This is a genomic window from Gordonia sp. C13, assembly GCF_023218005.1.
In the GTDB taxonomy this organism is placed as follows: domain Bacteria; phylum Actinomycetota; class Actinomycetes; order Mycobacteriales; family Mycobacteriaceae; genus Gordonia; species Gordonia namibiensis.
Genome location: NZ_JALPSY010000027.1, coordinates 53,466 through 74,302, shown reverse-complemented (window position 1 = coordinate 74,302; position 20,837 = coordinate 53,466). Strand labels below are relative to the sequence as shown.

Here is a 20,837-nt window from a genome sequence, read left to right as displayed (position 1 = left end):
ATTTCGATCTCACTGATTTGAACTCCGGCGACGGCCCGGCAGGTTGCTAGCGTAGTCCGGTCTCCGCCGGTCACCGCCCTCATTCGACCGGCCCGCCGAGTCTTGGAGGAAGAGTGAGCGCTGGCCGCAAACCGCCGCGCGGCACCCGGGTGCTGGTGAGCCTTCTCGCGTTGGCGATGGTGTTCGTCGCGGGCTGCGGTGGCGGATCCACCGACGAGCCCGGTGGAGTGGACATCTCCAGCGGCGACCGGCACCTCGATCTGGTCGCCTACGCGGTCCCCAAGATCGGCTTCGACGAGATCATCCCGGCGTTCCGCGACACCCCCGAGGGTCACGACATCGGCTTCTCTGCGTCGTACGGAGCCTCCGGTGACCAATCACGCAAAGTGGCCCGACGTGTTCCGGCCGATGTCGTGAACTTCTCCGTCGAGCCCGACATCACCCGCCTGGTGAAGGCCGGCCTGGTCGACGAGGACTGGAAGAAGCAGGCACCCAACAACAGCACCCCGTTCGGGTCGGTCGTCGCGCTGGTGGTCCGCAAGGGCAACCCGAAGGGCATCCGCGACTGGGACGATCTGCTCAAGCCCGGCGTACAGGTGGTCACCCCGAACCCGGGCAGCTCCGGCTCGGCGAAGTGGAATCTGCTGGCGCCCTATGCCGCGATCAGCAACGGTGGCCGGGATTCACAGGCCGGCCTGGATTACGTGGCCGAATTGGTGCGCGACCACATCAAGGTGGTGCCCAAGTCGGGTCGCGAGGCCACCACGGCGTTCGAGCAGGGGCAGGGCGATGTCTTGATCAGCTATGAGAACGAGGCGATCATGCTCGACAAGGCCAACGCCGGCGCCGGTCCGAACAGTCAGGTCGAATATGTGATCCCGCCGCAGACGTTCAAGATCGAGAACCCCGTCGCGGTCGTCAACACCTCCGACGACATCGCCGGCGCACGCACCTTCGTGGACTTCCTCTTCACCCCGGAGGCGCAGCTGATCTGGGCCGAGCAGGGCTTCCGGCCGGTGGACCCCGCGGTCATCGAGGCGACGCGGGACCTCTTCCCCGGAGATATCGCGAAGCTGTGGACCATCGCCGAACTCGGCAAGGTGCTCGGGGAGGGCACCGCCGAGGACAACGACGGCAAGGACCTGACCGGCTGGAAGGCTGTCGACGAGGCGCTGTTCGGCAAGAAGGGCGCCATCACCAAGATCTACGACTCAGGGGGTAAGCAGTGACCTCGGTCGACTCGACGACCACGGAGGCCGGGGCCCCGGTTCCCGACTCCCGGCCGCCACGCGGGTTCCTCGGACGCTCGCGGACCTTCGCCGGCGTGAGCCCGATGACCATCGGCGTCGCCTGGCTCTGGCTCAGCGTCATCGTGCTGCTGCCACTGGCCGCCATCACGGTGCAGTCCTTCGAGGACGGTTGGAGCGGTTTCTGGGAGGCGATCTCGGCGCCCGCCGCGGTGGACACCATCTGGATCACGGTGCTCGTGTCCGTGATCGCGGCGTTGATCAACGTCGTGTTCGGCACCCTGATCGCCTGGGTCCTGGTCCGAGACGAGTTCCCCGGCAAGGGGGTCGTGAACGCCATCATCGACCTGCCGTTCGCGCTGCCGACGATCGTCGCCAGCCTCGTGCTGTTGTCGCTGTACGGGCCGAACAGTCCCATCGACGTCCAGCTCAACGCCACCAAGCCCGCACTGGTGATCGCACTGACCTTCGTCACCCTCCCGTTCGTGGTGCGCCAGGTGCAGCCGGTCCTCATCGAACTCGACGTCGACGTCGAGGAAGCCGCAGCGGTACTGGGCGCGAACAACGCCACGATCTTCCGCAAGATCATCCTGCCTGCCCTTCTCCCGGCGATCTTGACCGGCGCCGGCCTGGCGTTCACCCGTGCCATCGGCGAGTTCGGTTCCGTGGTGCTCATCGGCGGCAACATCCCGGGCGACACCCAGGTGGCCTCGCAGTACATCCAGCAGCAGATCGAGATCGACGCACCCGTCGACGCGGCCGCGATCTCGGTGGTGTTGCTGCTGATCGCCTTCGTCACGCTGCTCGTCCTGCGCGTCGCGGGCCGCCGGCAGTCCAAGAGAGAGGACGCAGACCGATGAAGGTCGCACCTCTGACGAAGTACGGTCTGCGCACCGTCGCGCTCGTCTACCTGCTCATCCTCCTGGTGGTCCCGGTCGGCACCATCTTCTACCGCTCCTTCGAGCACGGCCTCGGCCAGTTCTGGGAGTGGATCACCACGCCGGCCGCCATCTCGGCGCTGCAACTCAGCCTGCTGATCGTCGCCATCGTGGTGCCGCTCAACGTCATCTTCGGCGTGATCATCGCGCTGGCCCTGGCCCGCGGGCGCTTCCCCGGCAAGGGTTTGCTCCAGTCGGTCGTCGACCTGCCGTTCGCGGTGTCGCCCGTGGTCGCCGGTGTCGCGCTGATCCTGCTGTGGGGCTACGGCGGCTGGTTCGGCGGCATCGAGAGCCTCGGCTTCCGGATCATCTTCGGCTTCCCCGGACTGGTGCTCGCCACGCTGTTCGTCACGCTCCCGTTCGTCGCCCGCGAGGTCGAACCGGTGCTCCGGGAGATCGGAACCGAACAGGAAGAGGCCGCCGCGACGCTGGGCGCCAACAACTGGCAGGTCTTCTGGCGGGTGACCCTCCCAGCGATCCGCTGGGGCCTCACCTACGGCATCGTCCTGACCGTCGCGCGAGCGCTGGGTGAATACGGTGCGGTGACCATGGTGTCGTCGAACTATCCCGGTGTCTCCCAAACGCTGACGCTGCTGGTCCACTCCCGCTACACCGACGACTACAACGAATTCGGCGCCTACGCGGCCGCGACCCTGCTGATGTTCGTCGCCATCCTGGTGCTCGTGCTGATGTCGCTCATCGAGCGCCGCGCCAAGTCCCGACTCGTGGACGCCAGTGAATCCACGTCCACCGACGTCGAACTCGATCTGACCCCGCCGCATGGTCCCGAGTCCGTCGACGCCAAACAGATCGTCCACCCCAACGCCCAGCACAAGGAAGGCGTGTGACATGTCCATTCAGGTGATCGGCGCGAACAAGCGCTACGGCGACTTCGCCGCCCTCGACGACGTCTCCATCGACATCCCGGACGGTCAGCTCACCTCGTTGCTGGGACCGTCGGGCTCCGGCAAGTCGACGCTGCTGCGCGCGATCGCCGGCCTCGACACACTGGACTCCGGCACCGTCCGCATCAACGACAACGACGTCTCGCAGAAGTCACCGCAGAAGCGCGACATCGGTTTCGTGTTCCAGCACTACGCCGCGTTCAAGCACCTCACCGTGCGCGACAACATCGCCTTCGGCCTCAAGATCCGCAAGCGGCCCAAGAAGGAGGTCGACGCCAAGGTCGACGAACTCCTCGGGGTGGTCGGACTGGCCGTGTTCCAGCACCGGTTCCCGGCGCAGCTGTCGGGTGGCCAGCGGCAGCGTATGGCGCTCGCCCGCGCACTCGCCGTCGATCCCAAGGTGCTGCTCCTCGACGAACCGTTCGGCGCCCTGGACGCGAAGGTGCGAGATGACCTGCGCCGCTGGCTGCGTCGCCTCCACGAGGAGGTGCACGTCACCACCGTGCTGGTCACCCACGACCAGCAGGAGGCACTCGACGTCAGCGACCGGATCGCCATCCTCAACAAGGGACGGATCGAACAGGTCGGCACGCCCGACGACCTCTACGACCGCCCGGCCAACGAGTTCGTGGCGTCGTTCCTCGGTTCGACGGTGCGTCTGAACGGCGAACTCGTTCGCCCGCACGACATCCGGCTCGGACGCACCCCGGAGATGGCCTCGCCGGCCGCGGACGCCTCGCTCGACACCGGCGTGATCAAGGCGACCGTGCTGCGCGTGGTGAACCTCGGCTTCGAGACCCGCGTCGAACTCGTCGCCGCGACGACCGGCGACGAGTTCGCCGCCCAGATCACCCGCGGCGACCAGAACGCCCTCAACCTGCAGGCCGGGGAGACCGTGTACGCGCGGGCGACCAAGGTTGCGGCGCTGACCGACGCCTGAGGCCCGGCCGAGAACCGCCACCGAAAACCGCCCCTGGAAAGCTCCCCTGCGATCCGCCCCCGGAAAGAGCCCTCTGCAGCGGCGCCGACGACATAGTGGCATCGGCCGCCGCCTGGAGGGTCCTTATCGGGGGCGGATTTCAGTTGCCGGGCGTCAGTGATTGGCCGGCTGGAACGTGTGCTGGTGCTCGGCCTCCTCGGCGCGGATGACGTGCATGACCGCGTTGATCAGCGCGAGGTGGGTGAACGCCTGCGGGAAGTTCCCAAGATGCTGGCCGGTCTTCGCGTCGATCTCCTCGGCGTACAGCTTGAGCGGACTCGAGTAGTTGAGCAGCCGCTCGCACAGAGCCTTGGCCCGCTCCAGCTCACCGATCTCGACCAGCGCCGACACGAGCCAGAACGAACAGATCGTGAAGGTGCCCTCCTCACCGGTGAGGCCGTCGTCGGTCTCGTCGACTTTGTAGCGCAGCACGAGACCGTTGTCGGTGAGTTCGTCGGCGATCGCGAGAACCGTTGCGCGGACACGGTGGTCGTCGGGCGGCAGGAACCGCAGCAACGGCACGAGGAGCAGTGAGGCGTCGAGGGCGTCGTCGCCGTAGCGCTGGGTGAAGACCCCTCGCTCGTTGACGCCGTGGGCGAGGATGTCGGCTTTGATCTCGTCGGCGATCGCCGCCCACTCCCGCGCGTGGGTCTCTTCGCCGTGCATCGTCGCAAGGCGGGAGCCGCGGTCCAGGGCGACCCAGCACATCACCTTCGACGAGGTGAAGTGCTGCGGCTCGCCACGCACCTCCCAGATGCCGCGATCAGGATCGCGCCAGTGCTTGATCGCCTCCTCGACCTGCGCCTTGAGGACCGGCCACAGTGTCTCGGGGACAGACTCGTGGGACTTGATGTTGAGGTACACCGAGTCCAGCATCGTGCCCCAGATATCGTGCTGCGCTTGGTTGTACGCGCCATTGCCGATCCGGACCGGGCGCGCGCCGTCGTAACCGGAAAGGTGCGTGAGCTCCTCCTCCTCGAGCGTCCGCTCGCCGCCCACGCCGTACATCACCTGTAGCGGGTGACGTTCGCCGTTGGTGATGCCGGAGACATCGGCGATGAAGGAGAAGAAGTCGTCGGCCTCTCGGTCGAGGCCGAGCGTGTACAGGCCCCACAGGGCGAACGTCGAGTCGCGCACCCATGCGTAGCGGTAGTCCCAGTTGCGTTCGCCCTGAGGCGTTTCCGGCAGCGAGGTGGTCGCGGCGGCCAGCAGGGCGCCGGTCGGGGAGTAGGTGAGTCCCTTGAGGGTCAGCGCGGAGCGCTGCAGATGAGAGCGCCACGGGTGGTCGGGAAAGGTGCCGATGTTGATCCACTGCCGCCACGATTCGGCCGTGGACCACATCTTCTGGGCCGCCTCGTCCCAGTTCTGCGGAGCAGGAAACCGGGACCAGCTCAGGGCGACGAACCGGTTGTCGCCCTCGACGAGTCGTGTGCGGGCACGTGCCTCCCGCCCTTCGAGACCGAGGCGGAGGTCGGTGGTGAGCTTGAGGGTGGGCGTGTCGGCGTCGGTGTCGCGGGCGGTGGCGATTGCCTCACCGTAGGCGGGGCCGGAGTACTCCCACTTGGTGGTCCCGCGGTGGTAGTCGAACGCCGGCTCACAGCTCATGTGCAGTTCGACGGTGCCGGAAACACAGCGCACCGTGCGCAGCAGGATGTGCTCGGCATCCCAGTCGGTGGGCGTACGGCGATGGGTGCGGGAGCGCCGATCGTTGTCGTGCCACGGGCCCATCACCAGCGCGTCGCGCACGATGATCCAGCCCGTCTCGGTCTGCCAGGTCGTCTCGACCATCAGACTGCCCGGCAGGTACCGGCGATCCACGGGCACGTTCACGCCGTACGGCGCGAGGCGGAAGTGGCCGGCACTCCGATCGAGCACCGCCCCGAAGACGCTCGGCGAATCGGGTCGCGGTACGCACATCCACTCGACCGAACCGTTACGGGCGATCAGGCAGTTGGTCTCGGTGTCGGACAGGAATGCGTAGTCGCCGATGGGGGGAAACGCACTCCGGTGCGCCGGGTTGGTCGGGGCCATCGGAGCCGGACCCGGGGCGCTGACTCGTGCGGCGTCGGTGCCGGCGCCCGGTGCGGGAGTCGCGGTCGGCAGGGACGTTACGGTGGAGTCATCTGCAACAGACATGGGATCTATCATTGCGACGGGCGCTGTCCGACGCCAGTCGGCCTCGACGAGGCCGGGACGACGGATGATCCGGATCGGATGGACGAGGTGATGAGGTGACGGCGTTCTTCGCCTGGTGGGACGGCGTGGAGGAGTGGCTGACCGGCCTTTCCTTCGTTCCGCAGCTCTTGGTCACCGTCGCCGTGGTGATCCCGGTCGCGATCCTGATCGCCTATGTTCTCAATCTCGTGGTCGACCTGGCGGCAACGCTGTTCGACCGCCGACGCTTCGCCGACGACGATGGGACCGGACTGTGAAACTGATGCGCTCGCCGGTGACCCTCGCCCTGTTGGCGTTGTTGATCCTCGTCGTGATCGCCTGGCTCATCACGATGTGAGAAGGCGTCGGCCCGACGGGTCTCAGCGCCCGGCGTGCACCGTGCGACGCTCAGTGGCTGTGCGATAGAGGCCGCAGATGCCCTCGACGACGTCGGGGTGCGCGCCGAGTGGTCCGGCCACGAGTGTCTCGTCGGCCAGCGCGTCCAGAGCCGACTCGACCCGTTCGATCAGCAGACCGGCCGACAGGAAGTACGGGCTGAGCGCTATGCGTTGCGCACCGGCGACCCGGAGACGACGGACCGCCGAGGCGACCGCGCGGTTGTTCGGACCGAGCTTGGTGGCGAAGACCACCTCGACCGGCCGATGTAGGTACGTCGACAGTTCGATGGCCCGGCGGCGGACGTGACGGTCGGCGGACTCGTCGGAGGAACCGACCGCCGACAGGATCACCCCGTCACGCTCGTCGAGGCCGGCTTCGAGCAGACGATCGGCGAGGGCCGTCGTGAACGACCGGGTGCCGATGACGTCGGTCTGATGCGCGAACGGCCGGTGTTCGGCGATGATCGCCGGTAGGTCGACCTTGTGGTGATATCCCGCCGACAGCAGCAGCGGCACCACGACGGGGTCGTCACCGGGCTCGTTCGCGACAGACGCGAGGACATCCCCGACGAGCGGCTCGTCGAGATCGAGGTAGGACAGGACCACCTCGACCCCCGGCAGCGCGTCGTCGACGGCGTCGCGCACACGGCGCGCGGTCGCGCCGAAGCGCGGATCGCGACTGCCGTGTGCGACGAGGACGAGAGAAGGACTCACACCAACTCTTTGAGGTGCAGCGGCGCGAGCGCGTCGCCCACCAGACCGGCGGCGAGGGTGTTGCCACCCTGCGGGTCGATCAGCAGGAAGCTGCCAGACTCGCGGTTCACCTGGTAGTCGTCGGCCGGGATGGGTTCGGCGGTCTGCACCGAGATCCGCACGATCTGGTTGAGCTCCACCGACTCCGGGGCCTCCACGAGCGCCAGGTTCTGCTCGTCGAAGAGGGCGTCCAGCCCACCGACGATGGCCTGGGTGGTCTTGGTGCCGTGCTTGAGCAGCAGACGTGCGCCGGGGCGCAGTTGCTTCTCGGCGAGCCAGCAGACGGTTGCGGTGAACTGTTGTACCGGCTCCGGTGCGTCGACCGCGGCGGCGATCAGGTCACCGCGCGAGATGTCCACGTTGTCGGCGAGGAGGATCGTGACGCTGCGTCCGGTGTGGGCGGACTCCAGCGGACCGTCGGCCGTGTCGATCTGGCTGACGGTGGTGCGCTGACCCGACGGCAGGACGACGACCTCGTCACCCACCGACACGCGGCCGGCCGCGATCTGACCGGCGTACCCGCGGTAGTCGGGGTACTCGGGGGTGCGGGGACGGATCACGTACTGCACCGGGAAGCGCAGGCCCACCGGGGCACGCTCGGTGAGGTTCGGGACCGTCTCGAGGTGCTCGATGAGGGTGGGGCCGTCATAGAACGGGGTGTTCTCCGAGCGGTTCGCGATGTTGTCGCCGTGCAGCGCGGACACCGGGATGGCGGTGACCTGCTCGTCGGACCAGCCCAGCGAACGCGTCAGCTCGGCGAACTCGGCGGAGATCTCGGCGAACACCGAGGCCTGATCGTCGACGAGGTCGATCTTGTTGACTGCCAGCACCAGCTGAGGCACACCCAGGAGAGCCATCACCGCGGCGTGGCGACGGGTCTGCGAGACGACGCCGTTGCGGGCGTCGACGAGCAGGATCACCAGCTGGGCGGTGGAGGCGCCGGACACGGTGTTACGCGTGTACTGCACGTGGCCGGGGGTGTCGGCGAGCACGAAAGAGCGTGCGGGAGTTGCGAAGTAGCGGTAGGCCACGTCGATGGTGATGCCCTGCTCGCGTTCGGCGCGCAGGCCGTCGACGAGCAGCGACAGGTCGGGGCCCTCGAGACCGCGGTCGACCGAGGCCTTGGTGACGGCGTCGATCTGGTCGGCCAGAACGGATTTCGTGTCGTACAGCAGTCGGCCGACGAGCGTCGACTTGCCGTCGTCCACACTGCCTGCAGTGGCGATGCGGAGGAGGTCGGGTGCGTGCCTCATCAGAAATATCCTTCGCGCTTGCGGTCTTCCATGGCGGCCTCGGAGACCCGGTCGTCGCCACGGGTGGCGCCGCGTTCGGTCAGTCGCGATGCGGCGACCTCGGCCAGGACCGCGTCGTTGTCGGCGGCGTCGGAGAGCACAGCGCCGGTCGACGAGCCGTCGCCGACGGTGCGGTAACGCACCGAGAGACGCTGCAGCTCTTCACCTTCGCGGGGTCCGCCCCAGACGCCGGGGGTCATCCACATGCCGTCCCGCAGGAAGACGTCACGTTCGTGGGCGTAGTAGATCGAGGGGAGCAGGACCTGCTCGCGGGCGATGTAGCGCCAGATGTCGAGTTCGGTCCAGTTCGACAGCGGGAACACGCGGACGTGCTCGCCCGGTGCATGGCGGCCGTTGTAGAGGTTCCACAGCTCGGGACGCTGACGCTTCGGGTCCCACTGGCCGAAGGCGTTGCGCAGCGAGAAGATCCGCTCCTTGGCGCGTGAGCGCTCCTCGTCACGGCGGCCACCGCCGAAGACCGCGTCGAAGCGATTCTCGGTGATCGCGTCGAGCAGCGGGATGGTCTGCAGCGGGTTGCGGACGCCGTCGGGGCGCTCGGTCAGCCGGCCGTCGGCGAGGTAGTCCTCGACCTTGGCGACGTGCAGACGCAGGTTGTGACGCTCGACGACGTTGTCGCGGAACTCGAGGACCTCGGGCAGGTTGTGTCCGGTGTCGACGTGCAGCAGCGAGAACGGCAGCGGCGCAGGCCAGAAGGCCTTCAGTGCGACGTGCAGCAGGACGGTGGAGTCCTTGCCGCCGGAGAAGAGGATGACCGGGCGCTCGAATTCGCCTGCCACCTCACGGAATACGTGGATGGCCTCGGACTCCAGCGCGTCGAGCGTGGTGAAGTCGTCGGCGTCGGCGGAGACGGACATGTCGCGGACGGGTTCGGTGACGGTCATGCGTGGAGCCCACATTCTGTCTTGGCGCGACCGGCCCAGCGGCCGCTGCGCGGATCGGATCCGGGTTCGGGTTTGGCGGTGCACGGTGCACAACCGATGGAGGGATAGCCCTCGTCGACCAACGGGTTGACCAGCACGCCGTTGGAGTTGATGTAGTCCTGCATCTGCTCGTCGGTCCACGGGGCGATGGGATTGATCTTGACCAGCCCGAAGCCCTCGTCGAACGAGATGAGCGGAGCGTTGGCGCGAGTGGGCGCCTCCACTCGGCGGATGCCGGTGATCCAGGCGTCGTAACCGGCCAGACCCGCCTTGAGCGGGACGACCTTGCGCAGTCGGCAGCACTCGCCGGGGTCGCGCGCGAACAGGTTGCGGCCCAGGAGTTCGTCCTGCTCGGCGACGCTGTGCTCGGGGTTGAGGTTGACCATCTCCACGCCGTACACCTGCTCGACGGCGTCGCGGGTGCCGATGGTCTCGGCGAAGTGGTAACCGGTGTCGAGGAACAGGACCTTGACCGGTTCGCCGCCGAGGAGCTCGCGGTCGATGTTCTTCACCGCGAGGTCGACGAGGGCGGCGTCCTGCATGTTCGACGCGACGACGAAGTTCGCGCCGAAGGTCTCCGCGGTCCAGCGGATCAGTTCCTCCGGGGTGGCCTGGGGACCGAGGTCGGCCGCACCCTTCGCCGCGATCGCGCGGAGTTCGTCCTCGCTGTGGCGGCGGCCGGTGGCCGGCGCCGTGGTGCTGATGGTCATCGGAGTGCCTCCTCGTCGGCGCGAACGGCCCACTGCGCGAACCGTTCACCCTCTTCGCGCTGATCCACGAAGTTGCGGACCACGCGTTCGATGTAGTCGCCGAGCTCGGTGCCGAGCACCTTGTGCTGGCGCAGCTTGCGACCGAAACCGGAGTCCAGGCCGAGGCTGCCGCCCAGGTGGACCTGGAAGCCGTCGGTCTGGTTGCCGTCGGCGTCCTCGACGAGCTGTCCCTTGAAACCGATGTCGGCGATCTGCGACCGTCCGCAGGAGTTGGGGCAACCGTTGATGTTCACCGTGATCGGCACGTCGAGCTCGGAGTTGATGTCGGCAAGGCGCTCGTCGAGCTCCGGCGCGAGAACCTGTGAACGCTTGCGGGTCTCGGTGAACGAGAGCTTGCAGAACTCGATACCGCTGCACGCCAGTAGGTTCCGGCGCCACTGCGTCGGCCGGCCGTGCAGGCCGAGCGGCTTGAGCTCGTCGATGAGCCATTCGACCTTGTCGTCGGGGACGTCGAGGACGATCAGCTTCTGGTACGGGGTGAAGCGCACGCGGTCGGAACCGACGGCGGCGACGGCCTCGGCGGTCTTGGTGAGGATCGTGCCCGACACGCGACCGGCGATGGGGGAGAAGCCGATCGCGTTGAGGCCGTTGCGCAGCTTTTGCACGCCGATGTGGTCGATCGGGCGTTCGGGCTGCTCCGGCGCCGGGCCGTCGATCAGCTTGCGACCGAGGTACTCGTCCTCGAGTACCTGACGGAACTTCTCGATCCCCCAGTCCTTGATGAGGAACTTCAGCCGCGCCTTGGCGCGGAGGCGGCGGTATCCGTAGTCGCGGAAGATCGAGACCACGGCCTCCCACACGTCGGGCACCTCGTCGAGCGGGACCCATGCACCGACGCGCTGGGCGAGCATCGGGTTGGTGGACAGGCCGCCGCCGACCCAGAGGTCGAGGCCGGGACCGTGTTCGGGGTGGACGACGCCGACGAACGCGACGTCGTTGATCTCGTGGACCACGTCCTGCTGGCCGGAGATCGCGGTCTTGAACTTGCGTGGCAGGTTCGAGTACTTCGGATCGCCGATGTAGCGGCGGACGATCTCGTCGATGGCCGGGGTCGGGTCGAGGACCTCGTCGAAGGACTCACCGGCGAGCGGCGAACCCAGCACGACGCGGGGGCAGTCGCCGCAGGCCTCGGTGGTCTTGAGACCGACGGCCTCGAGACGGTCCCAGATCGTCGGGACGTCTTCGATCCGGATCCAGTGGTACTGGACGTTCTCGCGGTCGGAGAGGTCGGCGGTGTCACGGGCGAACTCGGTGGACAGCTCGCCGAGGGTGCGCAGCTGCGCGACATTGAGCGCGCCGGCGTCGCAGCGCACGCGCATCATGAAGTGCTTGTCTTCGAGGATGTCGATGTTCTCGTCGCCGGTCCAGGTGCCGTCGTAACCCTCCGCACGCTGGGTGTAGAGGCCCCACCAGCGCATCCGGCCGCGCAGGTCCTGCTTGTCGATCGAGTCGAATCCCTGCTTGGAGTAGATGTTCTCGATGCGGGCGCGGACGTTGAGGGGGTTGTCGTCCTTCTTGACCTGCTCGTTGGGGTTCAGCGGCTCGCGGTAGCCGAGCTTCCACTGACCTTCGGCGCGGCGCTTGGCCGGGCGGGCCTTGCGTGCGGGACGAGCGCGCTTCTCGGTGCCGGCCTCGCCTGCAGCAGCAGCGGGCGTGACGACATCAGGCTGGGAGCCCGTGCTGGGGACAGCAGCAGGGGCGTCGGTTGTGGACGTCATGAAATCTCCTGTGCCGGCGCACAGGGCCGGCGTTCATTGCACGAAAAAGTGGGCTGAAACGTGCCGGCATCCCTGGAAGCAGGGACCAATCGGGGCCGAAACGTCGCTAGACGCGACAGAAAGCGCTGTTGACGCGCTTGAGATCAATGTGGCGACGCGCTGCGAGCCACACCCCTGGGAAAATCACGAGGTCCATAGTGCCACGACCATCATCGCCTCGTCTACTTGGGGTTATTTTCCATCACGATGATGGAAACACGCCTGGGCCGGCGGGGCCGCAGGTCTCACCTCGAGTCGGTCAAGGACACCAGGCGCGTGCTTATCCCCGGGCCCGGGCCGCGGTGTCGTCCGACCTGGTCGATGCGGCGATTTCGGTGCTGACGTCGAGGTCGTCATGATGGAACGGTGAAGATCGACATCGAAGCACCCACCCCCGAGCTCACTACGCAGCTCATCGACGGGGCGTGCCGAGACGTCGACCCGGACGTGCCGTTCGGTCTCTACCTGCATGTCCCGTTCTGTGCGACGCGTTGCGGCTACTGCGACTTCAACACCTACACCGCGGGGGAGCTCGGCTCGACGTCGTCGCCGGAGTCCTGGCAGGAGGCGGTGGCCGCGGAACTGGAGTCGGCGGCGCGGCTGCTGGCGCCGACACGGAAGGTGTCGACGATCTTCGTCGGCGGCGGCACCCCGTCGCTGCTCGGCGCCGACGGACTCACCCGCCTGCTCGACTCGGTGCGCGCCAACTTCGACCTCGCCCCCGGCGCGGAGGTCACCACCGAATCGAACCCGGAGTCGACGTCGCCGGCGTTCTTCGAACAGCTGCGATCGGCCGGGTTCACCCGCATCTCGCTCGGCATGCAGTCCGCCGCCCAGCACGTGCTCAAGGTGCTCGACCGGGTGCACACTCCGGGGCGCGCGGTCGCCGCGGCGCGTGAGGCGCGGGCGGCCGGCTTCGACCACGTCAACCTCGACCTGATCTACGGGACCCCCGGGGAGACCGACGCGGACCTGCACGCCACCCTCGACGCGGTGCTGTCCGCGGACGTCGACCACGTGTCGGCCTACGCGCTGATCGTCGAGGACGGCACCGCGCTGGCGCGTCGGATCCGGCGCGGCGAGATGCCCGCGCCCGACGACGACGTGCTCGCCGACCGCTACCAGATCCTCGATGATCGGTTGGGCGCCAACGGTTTCAATTGGTACGAGGTGTCGAACTGGGCGCTCGACGACGCCGGTGCGTGTCGCCACAACCTCGCCTACTGGAACAGTTCGGACTGGTGGGGGATCGGCCCGGGCGCGCACTCGCATGTCAACGGAGTGCGCTGGTGGAACGTGAAGCATCCGGCGCGCTACGCGCAGACGCTGGGTGAGGGCGTGCTGCCCGCGGCGTCGTCGGAGCAACTCACCGCCGAGGACCGCCACATGGAGGCGGTCATGCTCACCACGCGACTCCGGACCGGGCTGCCGGGACGGCTGCTCGACGACGCCGAACGCGCGAACGCCGAAAAACTCTGTGCCGACGGCCTGCTCGCCGCGACGGGCGACGCCTACGTCCTCACCGACGCCGGCCGGCTGCTTGCCGACGGCGTCATCCGCCGCGTGCTCTGGGGTTGAACCCGGGACTACCAGGGTCGTTCGGGGCGCGGCGGGCTCGTCCAGCCGGTCGATTGGCGTCCCCGACGGTGTGCACCACCGCTCCCGGGGGATTCGGGCGCACCCCGCGCCGGCCGGGCCGGTTCGGGCGGGACGTCGATGACCCGGGGACGCGCCGGGATCTCGGCGGTGTCGTCGAGCTGCTCCTCGAGAGGGCGGGCCCCCTCGGAGAGATCGAGGGCGTCGAGGTCGAGGGTGCGTGCGTGGATGATGTTGCGGTTACGCAGCGCCGAGCGCACCGCGCGGTGGAGTCCGTCCTCGAGGTAGAGATCGCCCTCCCAGCGGACGACGTGCGCGAAGAGGTCGCCGTAGAACGTCGAGTCCTCGCTGAGCAGCTTGTCCAAGGCCAGCACCTTGGTGAGCGTGATCAGCTGGTCGAGTCGCAGCTGCCGCGGTGGGATCTTGGCCCAGCCGCGCGTCGACAGCTTGTGGTCGGGATAGGGCCTGCCCTCCCGCACCCCCTTGAAGATCATGGAACCCCGCGCCGATTTCGTAGTATGGAACGTACCCAGTATGGGACGTACCCCAACTCTATGGCCCAACCCCATGGACCGGGACTCGGATCAGGAGGTGTACCGCGTGTCCACAACGGATGACCGTCGATTCGAGATCCTCCGCGCGATCGTGACCGACTACGTCGAATCGCAGGAGCCCATCGGATCGAAGGCACTCGTCGAACGGCATCAGCTCGGGGTGTCGAGCGCAACCGTCCGCAACGACATGGCGGTACTCGAGGCCGAGGGATACATCACCCAGCCGCACACCAGCTCGGGTCGTGTCCCCACGGACAAGGGCTACCGGATGTTCGTGGACCGCATCAGCGAGATCAAGCCGCTGTCCTCGGCGGAGCGACGCGCCATCCTGTCGGTGCTCGACTCCGGCGTCGACCTCGACGACGTGCTGCGACGGTCGGTGAAATTGCTGGCCCAGCTGACCCGTCAGGTGGCCGTCATCCAGTACCCGGTGCTGTCGGCCGCGCGGGTCCGCCACCTCGAGGTCGTGTCGCTCTCGCCGTCGCGGCTGTTGCTGGTGGTGATCGTCGACAACGGTCGCGTCGAACAGCGCATGGTCGCGCTGAACGAGGATCACGACGAGGAGGACATCACTCGTCTGCGCGACATGTTCTCCGCGGCGCTGCACGGCAAACGGCTCGCCGAGGCGTCGGCGGCGGTCGCCGAACTCGCCAACTCCGCACCCGACGACATCCGGGGCGCGGTCCTCAACATCGCGACGGTTCTCGTCGAGACCCTCGTCGAACGCGGCGACGACCGCCTGGTGCTCGGCGGCACCTCGAACCTGGCACGGTCGGCGGCCGACTTCACGCCGGTCGTCGGCGGTATGGACACCGTCCTCGAAGCCCTCGAGGAGCAGGTCGTCGTGCTCAAGATCCTCGCCACGACACATGACATGGACCAGGTCACAGTGCAGATCGGGGAGGAGACGCAGACCGAGAACCTGCGTGGGACCTCGGTGGTGTCCACAGGGTACGGTGCATCGGGAACCGTGTTCGGCGGCGTCGGTGTGCTCGGCCCCACACGGATGGACTATCCGGGAACCATCGCCTCGGTCGCAGCCGTTGCCAAATACATCGGTGAGGTGCTCGCCGAACGATGACCGCCGCCCCCGGCGACGGACTTCGGGTGAGGGCCCCGACCGGTCGACGGCAGAATCGAGTGGTTCCACTGCGCACCGCGCGGGCGTGCGTCCACACCGATGGCGTGCACCGCGTGGGCACCAACTGAGACCGCTTGGGTACCGATTGAGATTTGAGGATCACTACAACCGTGGCACGTGACTATTACGCAATCCTGGGTGTGGCGAAGGGTGCCAGCGACCAGGAACTCAAGCGCGCCTACCGCAAGAAGGCACGCGAACTGCATCCCGATGTCAACCCGGGCAAGGAAGACGAATTCAAAGAGGTCAGCACCGCCTACGAGGTGCTGACCGATCCGGAGAAGCGACGCATCGTCGACGCCGGTGGCGACCCCCTCGCGGGTGCGGGCGCCGGAGGTTTCGGCGGCTTCGGCGGTGGCGGCGGCGGTTTCGGCGACGTCTTCGAGGCCTTCTTCGGCAACGGCGGCGCCTTCGGTGGTGGCGGTGGTTTCGGGTCGGGGCGTGGTCCCCGCTCGCGCGTCCAGCCGGGTGAGCCCGCACTCGTCAACCTCAAGCTCGATCTCGCCGAGTGCGCCAAGGGCGTCAACAAGGAGATCACCGTCGACACCGCGATCCTGTGTGACGTGTGCACCGGCTCGGGAACCAACGGCGACAGCAAGCCGGTCGCCTGCGACACCTGCCACGGTGCCGGCGAGATCCAGTCGGTGCAGCGCTCGTTCCTCGGTCAGGTCATGACCGTCCGCGAGTGCCCGACCTGTCACGGCGTCGGCGAGGTCATCCCCGATCCCTGCCACAAGTGCGGCGGCGACGGTCGAGTGCGCTCGCGTCGCACCATGACCGTCCGCATCCCGGCCGGCATCGAGAGCGGCATGCGGGTCCGGCTCAGCGGCCAGGGCGAGGTCGGCCCCGGCGGCGGTCCGGCCGGCGACCTGTACGTCGAGGTCACCGAACGTCCGCACGAGGTCTTCCTGCGCGACAAGGACGACCTGCACTGCACCCTGAAGGTCCCGATGGTCGACGCCGCGCTCGGCGCCGAGTTCGAGGTCGAGACCATCCTCGGCGACCCGGTCACCGTCAAGATCGACCCGGGTACGCAGCCCGGTCAGGTGGTCAAACTTCGCGGCCAGGGCATGCCGCACGTCAGCTCGGGTGCCCGCGGCAATCTGCACGTGCACCTCGACGTGGTCGTCCCGACCAAGCTCGACCATGCCCAGACCGACGCCCTCAAGAAACTCAAGAAGGTGGCACAGGACGAGATCGAGGTGGTCAACACCTCGGCCGCGGCCGCTCCGGGCGGACTCTTCTCGAGACTGCGCAACGCGTTCGCAGGCAAGTGAGTCCACCGCTTTTCTGGGCGGACTCCGTCCCCGCCCCGGGTGCCGACCTCATCCTCAGCGGGCCGGAAGGCCGGCATGCGGTGACGGTCGCGCGCCTCGGGGTGGGGGAGCGCATCCTCGTCGGCGACGGCGCCGGATCGGTGGCCGGATGTGAGATCCGGGAGATCACCGGGAAAGACACGCTCGTCGCGTCGGTGCGTGAGTTCTTCTTCGAGGCGCGGCGCACCCCGCAGGTGACCCTCGTGCAGGCGTTGCCGAAGTCCGAACGATCCGAACTGGCCGTCGATCTCGCGACCGAGGCGGGTATCGACGTAATCGTGCCGTGGCAGGCGATGCGCTGTGTCGCACGGTGGACGGGCAAGGCAGAGAAGGGCGTTGCCAAGTGGCGGGCAGCCGCGTCGGCGGCCGCGAAGCAAAGCCGGCGACCCTGGATTCCCGAGGTCACCGACCTTGCCACCACCATCGACGTCCGCGCGCGGTGCGCCGATGCGGTCGCCGCCGGTGGTGTGGTCGCGGTGCTGCACGAGGAGGCCGCGCGGCCCCTCGCCGAACTTCCGCTCGCCGATGCGAGCGAGATCGTGCTCGTCGTCGGCCCCGAAGGCGGACTCGACGACGCCGAGGTCGCCGACCTCACCGCGCTCGGCGCCCATTCGGTGGTGCTCGGTCCCGAGGTGCTGCGTACCTCGACCGCGGCCGCGGTGGCACTGGGTGCGATCGGCGTGCTGACCGGACGGTGGTCGAGATGAGTGGCGTCCGACGCTGCGCCGTACGACGCACCAAGATCGAATACGGCACCGAGCCTTCACAATTCGGCCACCTCTACCTGCCTCGCGACGGCCTCGATCCCGCGACGCCGGCCCGGGTCGTCGTCCTCGTCCACGGCGGCTCATGGTCGGTGGAGTACGGCTCGACGATCCAGACCGCGGTCGCGCGCACGATGGCCGAACGCGGTGCCGTTGCGTGGAACATCGAGTACCGCCGCGTCGGAGAGCCGGGCGGCGGCTGGCCGAACACCGGCCGCGACGTCGTCGACGCGATCCGCGCCCTCGACGGTCCGGTGCGCGATGCGCTGCAGGAGCAGGACGTCGACCTCCGTGCGATCGACTTCTCCTCGGTCGGCGTCGTCGGACACTCGGCCGGTGGGCAGCTCGCGGTGTGGGCGGTCGGCAAACTCGGCGCGCGCACCGCATCGACCACCATCACCACCGTCGTCGCGCAGGCAGCGGTCCTCGACACCGTCTCCGCGGCGGACAAGGACTCCCTGCGCGCCCTCATGGGCCGGCCCTACAGCGAGTCGCCGCGCCGCTACGAAGAGGCGTCGCCCATGCTGGCACCGGTCTTCGACGCGCACGTCGTCGCGATCACCGGTGACGAGGACGACCTAGTGCCCGACATCGTCAGCCGTCGCTACGTCGACGACGCCATCGCCCGCGGACAGTCGGCCGAACTGATCGTCGTGCCGGGCGAAGGACATCAGGCGTTCGTCGACCCGCGCACGGGCTGTGCGCGGCAGACGATCCGGGTGCTGGGGATCTGAGCGACCGGTACGTCTGGTCAGTGGGCATACTGAGACCCTGACATTCGACTTACGTACACGAAGTGGTGGGGGCTCGTGCTTGTAAATCCAGATGCCTTACGTGGACTCTCTGACAAAACGTCGGACGCTGCGGACGTCGTCGAGGCGAACACACTTGGCGGAGTGGTATTGGGTGCGTTCTCTGAGATGCACGGGTCGACCTCCGAGTGGAGCGCACGCGCGGTGGATGAATTCGTGGCACCGCTCGTCGAAACTGTGTCGCAGGGCTTCGAGCAGTTGGCAAACGCGGCTAGGGGAGCTGCAGGCGACTACGAGGTGACAGACGAGGATCTCAAGTCCGACATCGAGACCTCTTTCAAACAATGATCCCTTCGCGCGCTCGGTTGAACGGTTGGAAGTTTGGGCCCATCGCGGCTGCAGCGGACACGGTGAGAACTCGGGGAGCCGCTATCGAGAAGGCAGGTCACGAGATCGAGAGTTCGTGCGAAGCTCTACCTGCTGTCCGGGCGTGGGACGGTCCTGGCCACGTTGCCGCGAGTTCGGCATTCGGACGCGCGCGAGGCCAAACCGGTGAGATCGGGAAACTGGCTGACCGCCTCGTCGATTCGCTGACTCAGGGGTATTGGACCTTGACGTCCTCGAAGGAAAAGCTGATGGGTAAGGTCGCGGAGATAGAGGGCAGCAAACTCTTCCTGGTCCACGACCATTGGGCAATCACCCTCTGTCCGATGCCGATGAGTCGCGCTCGCGCTCAGGAACTCATGGCGCAACGGGACACCCTGCAGGAGCAGCTGAACCCGCTGGTGACGGCAATGGGTCAGGCGGATGACTCAGTGTCCGACAGTTTGCAGAGTGCCGCTCGCGGTGTGGGTTTCGAGATGCGCGCGTCTTCGATACCCCAGGTGACCCCCTGGCTGATGGAGCCTGAAGACGACGTTCCTGACCCGGCCACGCTACCCGGGCAGCTTTACCAACGCTCCGTATCAGGAGCAGACGCCGCGGTGACGGTGGCAGAGACGATCGCGGGTACAGATCCGGACGGTCATGAATTCACGACCCTGATCATGCAAGACGGAAGCAAAGTAGTCAGGACTGAAATCGGTCAGTCCCGCGGGGTGCTTTGGATGGAGGAGCGGTACGACCCGAGAGGAGAGCTCGTGTGGAGTACCAGTGCGACGGATTGGCTGAATGGCCGGACCATGGTGTCAACCAGGTACGCGGACAAAACCTTGGTCTCGGTGCTCTACGGCGAAGATGGACGGGCCATCAGCGGCAAGGTCCTGCCAAACGGGAAATCCGAGGACGCGCAACCGCTGGACAGCACCTTCTTCTCACACCCGGCTTTGACAACAGTGGGCGGAATGTTGGCCGGTGCCGAAGAGCATAGCGACAACGCGCTCAAGAACGATCTCCCTACCCTGCCGAAGAACCAGTTCCAGAACATCAAAGCGGGCGCGAAATTCGGGGGTTATGGACTTGGGGTCGGCCTTGCGCTCTATGACGTGGCGACCGCGGATGAACCAGAGGACAAGTGCCGGGCAGCGATCTCGGGCTTGGCAAGCGCCGCCGGTGGCACGGCCCTAGGAGCCGCCGGCGGTCTGGTGCCCATACCCGTCGTTGATGTTGCGGCCGCTGGACTCGGCACTATTGCAGGTTCATGGATGTTCGGGTTCCTCGGCTCCGAGTTGGGAAAGGCTGTTTGTTATGACTGACGAGCAAGCGGTGCCGGAATGGGACAGAGTTCGCGTCCAAACCCGATATACGTTCCTGGCCTTGACCCTCTTCGGAGCTCTCGCACTCTTCTGGCTGTGGCAGCTGGGGCGAGCGCTGTCTGACGGCCGCTTCATGGACGCAGCCTTCTATGTGTGCGCGTCCGGGGCTTGCGCAGCGGTCCTCTGGGCGTCTGGGCTCGTGCTGAGGAACCGGGCGCGGTCCACCGCGCCTCCGGGGGCGGCCGAGGCGGTACCGGGCGGGATTCGGTTCGCGACCTCACGTCGACTGCGAATGGCGTATCGAGTGTCTCTGACGCTGATCGCGGTCTCCTCCGGTTTGTTCGCCATCGGGATGTGGTTGGGGCAGTTCGATTTTCCGATGAGTCCGGGACAGGCTTCGGTCTTCCCCTGGATCACAGCCGCGATCGCCGCATACTCCGCCATCGCCCTCGCCTGGTTCGCGACGGGACTCCTGCGATACCCGAGCATCGAGGTTTCGACTGCCGGTGTGGACGTCACCGGGTTTCGGCTGAAACAAACCGTCGAGTGGGACGACATCGCAGACATCGTTCCGCTCGCCGACGGCAAGAATCCGGAGATCGGCATCGTCCTGAGAGACCGGGCACGAGCCGGCGTGGAGATCTTCTACCGGGGGCCCTTCGCCCCGGGGTACATGCAGGCTCAGCGATCGGTCCGGATCACCGCCGATCTCTTCGCCGTCGGTGCCGCGCCACTTCTCGACTTCCTCGACTACTACGCATTCAGTCCGGAGGATCGCGCCGAGTTGGCCGATGGTCGAGCACTGCGCCGGTTGGCTGCGATGGGCCAACCGACACTCGACGGTTGACGGTCAGGAAATATTGCCTGCTGATCGGCCGTTGCATAG

General features: G+C 67.2%; 20 protein-coding genes. 13 read left to right on the top strand and 7 right to left on the bottom strand.

Annotated elements, in window-relative coordinates; translation table 11 throughout:
* Positions 1-113: 113 nt before the first annotated feature.
* Genes M1L58_RS18855 through M1L58_RS18840 form a run of 4 tightly spaced genes read left to right on the top strand, consistent with a single transcriptional unit; the run spans position 114 to position 4,030 of the window.
* Entirely contained in the window at positions 114-1,229 is a 1,116-nt protein-coding gene (locus tag M1L58_RS18855; protein ID WP_248660058.1) for a sulfate ABC transporter substrate-binding protein, read from the top strand.
* The gene (gene cysT, locus M1L58_RS18850; RefSeq protein WP_154884989.1) at positions 1,226-2,107 is read left to right on the top strand and encodes a sulfate ABC transporter permease subunit CysT; all 882 of its coding nucleotides are present in this window, start codon (positions 1,226-1,228) and stop codon (positions 2,105-2,107) included. The genes M1L58_RS18855 and cysT overlap by 4 nt, the downstream gene beginning before the upstream one ends.
* The gene (cysW, locus tag M1L58_RS18845) at positions 2,104-3,033 is read left to right on the top strand and encodes a sulfate ABC transporter permease subunit CysW (RefSeq protein WP_006865763.1); all 930 of its coding nucleotides are present in this window, start codon (positions 2,104-2,106) and stop codon (positions 3,031-3,033) included. Before cysT ends, cysW begins: the two co-directional genes overlap by 4 nt.
* Before the next feature lies 1 nt (position 3,034).
* Positions 3,035-4,030 carry a sulfate/molybdate ABC transporter ATP-binding protein gene (locus M1L58_RS18840; RefSeq protein ID WP_248660057.1) on the top strand — a complete coding sequence of 332 codons (996 nt, stop codon included), beginning with the start codon at positions 3,035-3,037 and terminating at the stop codon, positions 4,028-4,030.
* 153 nt (positions 4,031-4,183) lie between these two features.
* On the opposite strand, the gene M1L58_RS18835 is transcribed toward M1L58_RS18840, so the two are convergent.
* Positions 4,184-6,205, bottom strand: coding sequence for a glycoside hydrolase family 15 protein (locus tag M1L58_RS18835; RefSeq protein WP_248660056.1), 2,022 nt, complete (start codon positions 6,203-6,205; stop codon positions 4,184-4,186).
* A gap of 95 nt (positions 6,206-6,300) precedes the next feature.
* Between M1L58_RS18835 and M1L58_RS18830 the strand changes: the two genes are divergently transcribed.
* Positions 6,301-6,501, top strand: coding sequence for a hypothetical protein (locus tag M1L58_RS18830; protein ID WP_248660055.1), 201 nt, complete (start codon positions 6,301-6,303; stop codon positions 6,499-6,501).
* 102 nt (positions 6,502-6,603) lie between these two features.
* Here M1L58_RS18830 and M1L58_RS18825 read toward each other — a convergent pair whose 3' ends face one another.
* From M1L58_RS18825 to M1L58_RS18805, 5 genes are read right to left on the bottom strand one after another with little or no spacing between them, the layout of a single operon-like run.
* Positions 6,604-7,335 (bottom strand): sirohydrochlorin chelatase, encoded by a 732-nt coding sequence (locus M1L58_RS18825; protein WP_248660054.1) that lies wholly within the window; start codon positions 7,333-7,335, stop codon positions 6,604-6,606.
* A complete protein-coding gene (locus M1L58_RS18820) occupies positions 7,332-8,627 on the bottom strand; it encodes a sulfate adenylyltransferase subunit 1 (protein WP_006865768.1) in 1,296 nt (431 codons plus the stop codon). The genes M1L58_RS18825 and M1L58_RS18820 overlap by 4 nt, the downstream gene beginning before the upstream one ends.
* Entirely contained in the window at positions 8,627-9,583 is a 957-nt protein-coding gene (cysD, locus tag M1L58_RS18815) for a sulfate adenylyltransferase subunit CysD (RefSeq protein ID WP_006865769.1), read from the bottom strand. The genes M1L58_RS18820 and cysD overlap by 1 nt, the downstream gene beginning before the upstream one ends.
* The gene (locus M1L58_RS18810) at positions 9,565-10,317 is read right to left on the bottom strand and encodes a phosphoadenylyl-sulfate reductase (protein WP_248660053.1); all 753 of its coding nucleotides are present in this window, start codon (positions 10,315-10,317) and stop codon (positions 9,565-9,567) included. Before M1L58_RS18810 ends, cysD begins: the two co-directional genes overlap by 19 nt.
* Positions 10,314-12,095 (bottom strand): nitrite/sulfite reductase, encoded by a 1,782-nt coding sequence (locus M1L58_RS18805; RefSeq protein WP_248660052.1) that lies wholly within the window; start codon positions 12,093-12,095, stop codon positions 10,314-10,316. The genes M1L58_RS18810 and M1L58_RS18805 overlap by 4 nt, the downstream gene beginning before the upstream one ends.
* A gap of 405 nt (positions 12,096-12,500) precedes the next feature.
* Between M1L58_RS18805 and hemW the strand changes: the two genes are divergently transcribed.
* On the top strand, positions 12,501-13,712 hold the full coding sequence (gene hemW / locus M1L58_RS18800; protein WP_248660051.1) for a radical SAM family heme chaperone HemW: 1,212 nt from the start codon (positions 12,501-12,503) through the stop codon (positions 13,710-13,712).
* An 8-nt stretch (positions 13,713-13,720) separates the two neighbouring features.
* Here hemW and M1L58_RS18795 read toward each other — a convergent pair whose 3' ends face one another.
* Positions 13,721-14,224: a type II toxin-antitoxin system VapB family antitoxin gene (locus M1L58_RS18795; protein ID WP_006865773.1), complete on the bottom strand. Its 504-nt coding sequence runs from the start codon at positions 14,222-14,224 to the stop codon at positions 13,721-13,723.
* Between the two features lie 106 nt (positions 14,225-14,330).
* On the opposite strand from M1L58_RS18795, the gene hrcA reads away from it, so the two are divergent.
* The 7 genes from hrcA (at position 14,331) to M1L58_RS18760 (ending at position 20,798) form a co-directional block, all read left to right on the top strand.
* Positions 14,331-15,365, top strand: coding sequence for a heat-inducible transcriptional repressor HrcA (hrcA, locus tag M1L58_RS18790; protein ID WP_248660050.1), 1,035 nt, complete (start codon positions 14,331-14,333; stop codon positions 15,363-15,365).
* A gap of 170 nt (positions 15,366-15,535) precedes the next feature.
* A complete protein-coding gene (gene dnaJ, locus M1L58_RS18785; protein WP_248660049.1) occupies positions 15,536-16,702 on the top strand; it encodes a molecular chaperone DnaJ in 1,167 nt (388 codons plus the stop codon).
* The gene (locus tag M1L58_RS18780; RefSeq protein ID WP_248660048.1) at positions 16,699-17,448 is read left to right on the top strand and encodes a 16S rRNA (uracil(1498)-N(3))-methyltransferase; all 750 of its coding nucleotides are present in this window, start codon (positions 16,699-16,701) and stop codon (positions 17,446-17,448) included. The genes dnaJ and M1L58_RS18780 overlap by 4 nt, the downstream gene beginning before the upstream one ends.
* A complete protein-coding gene (locus M1L58_RS18775; RefSeq protein WP_248660047.1) occupies positions 17,445-18,239 on the top strand; it encodes an alpha/beta hydrolase family protein in 795 nt (264 codons plus the stop codon). The genes M1L58_RS18780 and M1L58_RS18775 overlap by 4 nt, the downstream gene beginning before the upstream one ends.
* Positions 18,240-18,314: 75 nt before the next feature.
* Positions 18,315-18,605 (top strand): type VII secretion target, encoded by a 291-nt coding sequence (locus M1L58_RS23645; RefSeq protein WP_374112756.1) that lies wholly within the window; start codon positions 18,315-18,317, stop codon positions 18,603-18,605.
* A 287-nt stretch (positions 18,606-18,892) separates the two neighbouring features.
* Positions 18,893-19,951, top strand: coding sequence for a hypothetical protein (locus M1L58_RS18765; RefSeq protein WP_248660045.1), 1,059 nt, complete (start codon positions 18,893-18,895; stop codon positions 19,949-19,951).
* Positions 19,952-20,012: 61 nt separating this feature from the next.
* Complete coding sequence (locus M1L58_RS18760) at positions 20,013-20,798, top strand: hypothetical protein (protein ID WP_248660044.1); 786 nt, start codon at positions 20,013-20,015, stop codon at positions 20,796-20,798.
* Positions 20,799-20,837: the final 39 nt, after the last annotated feature.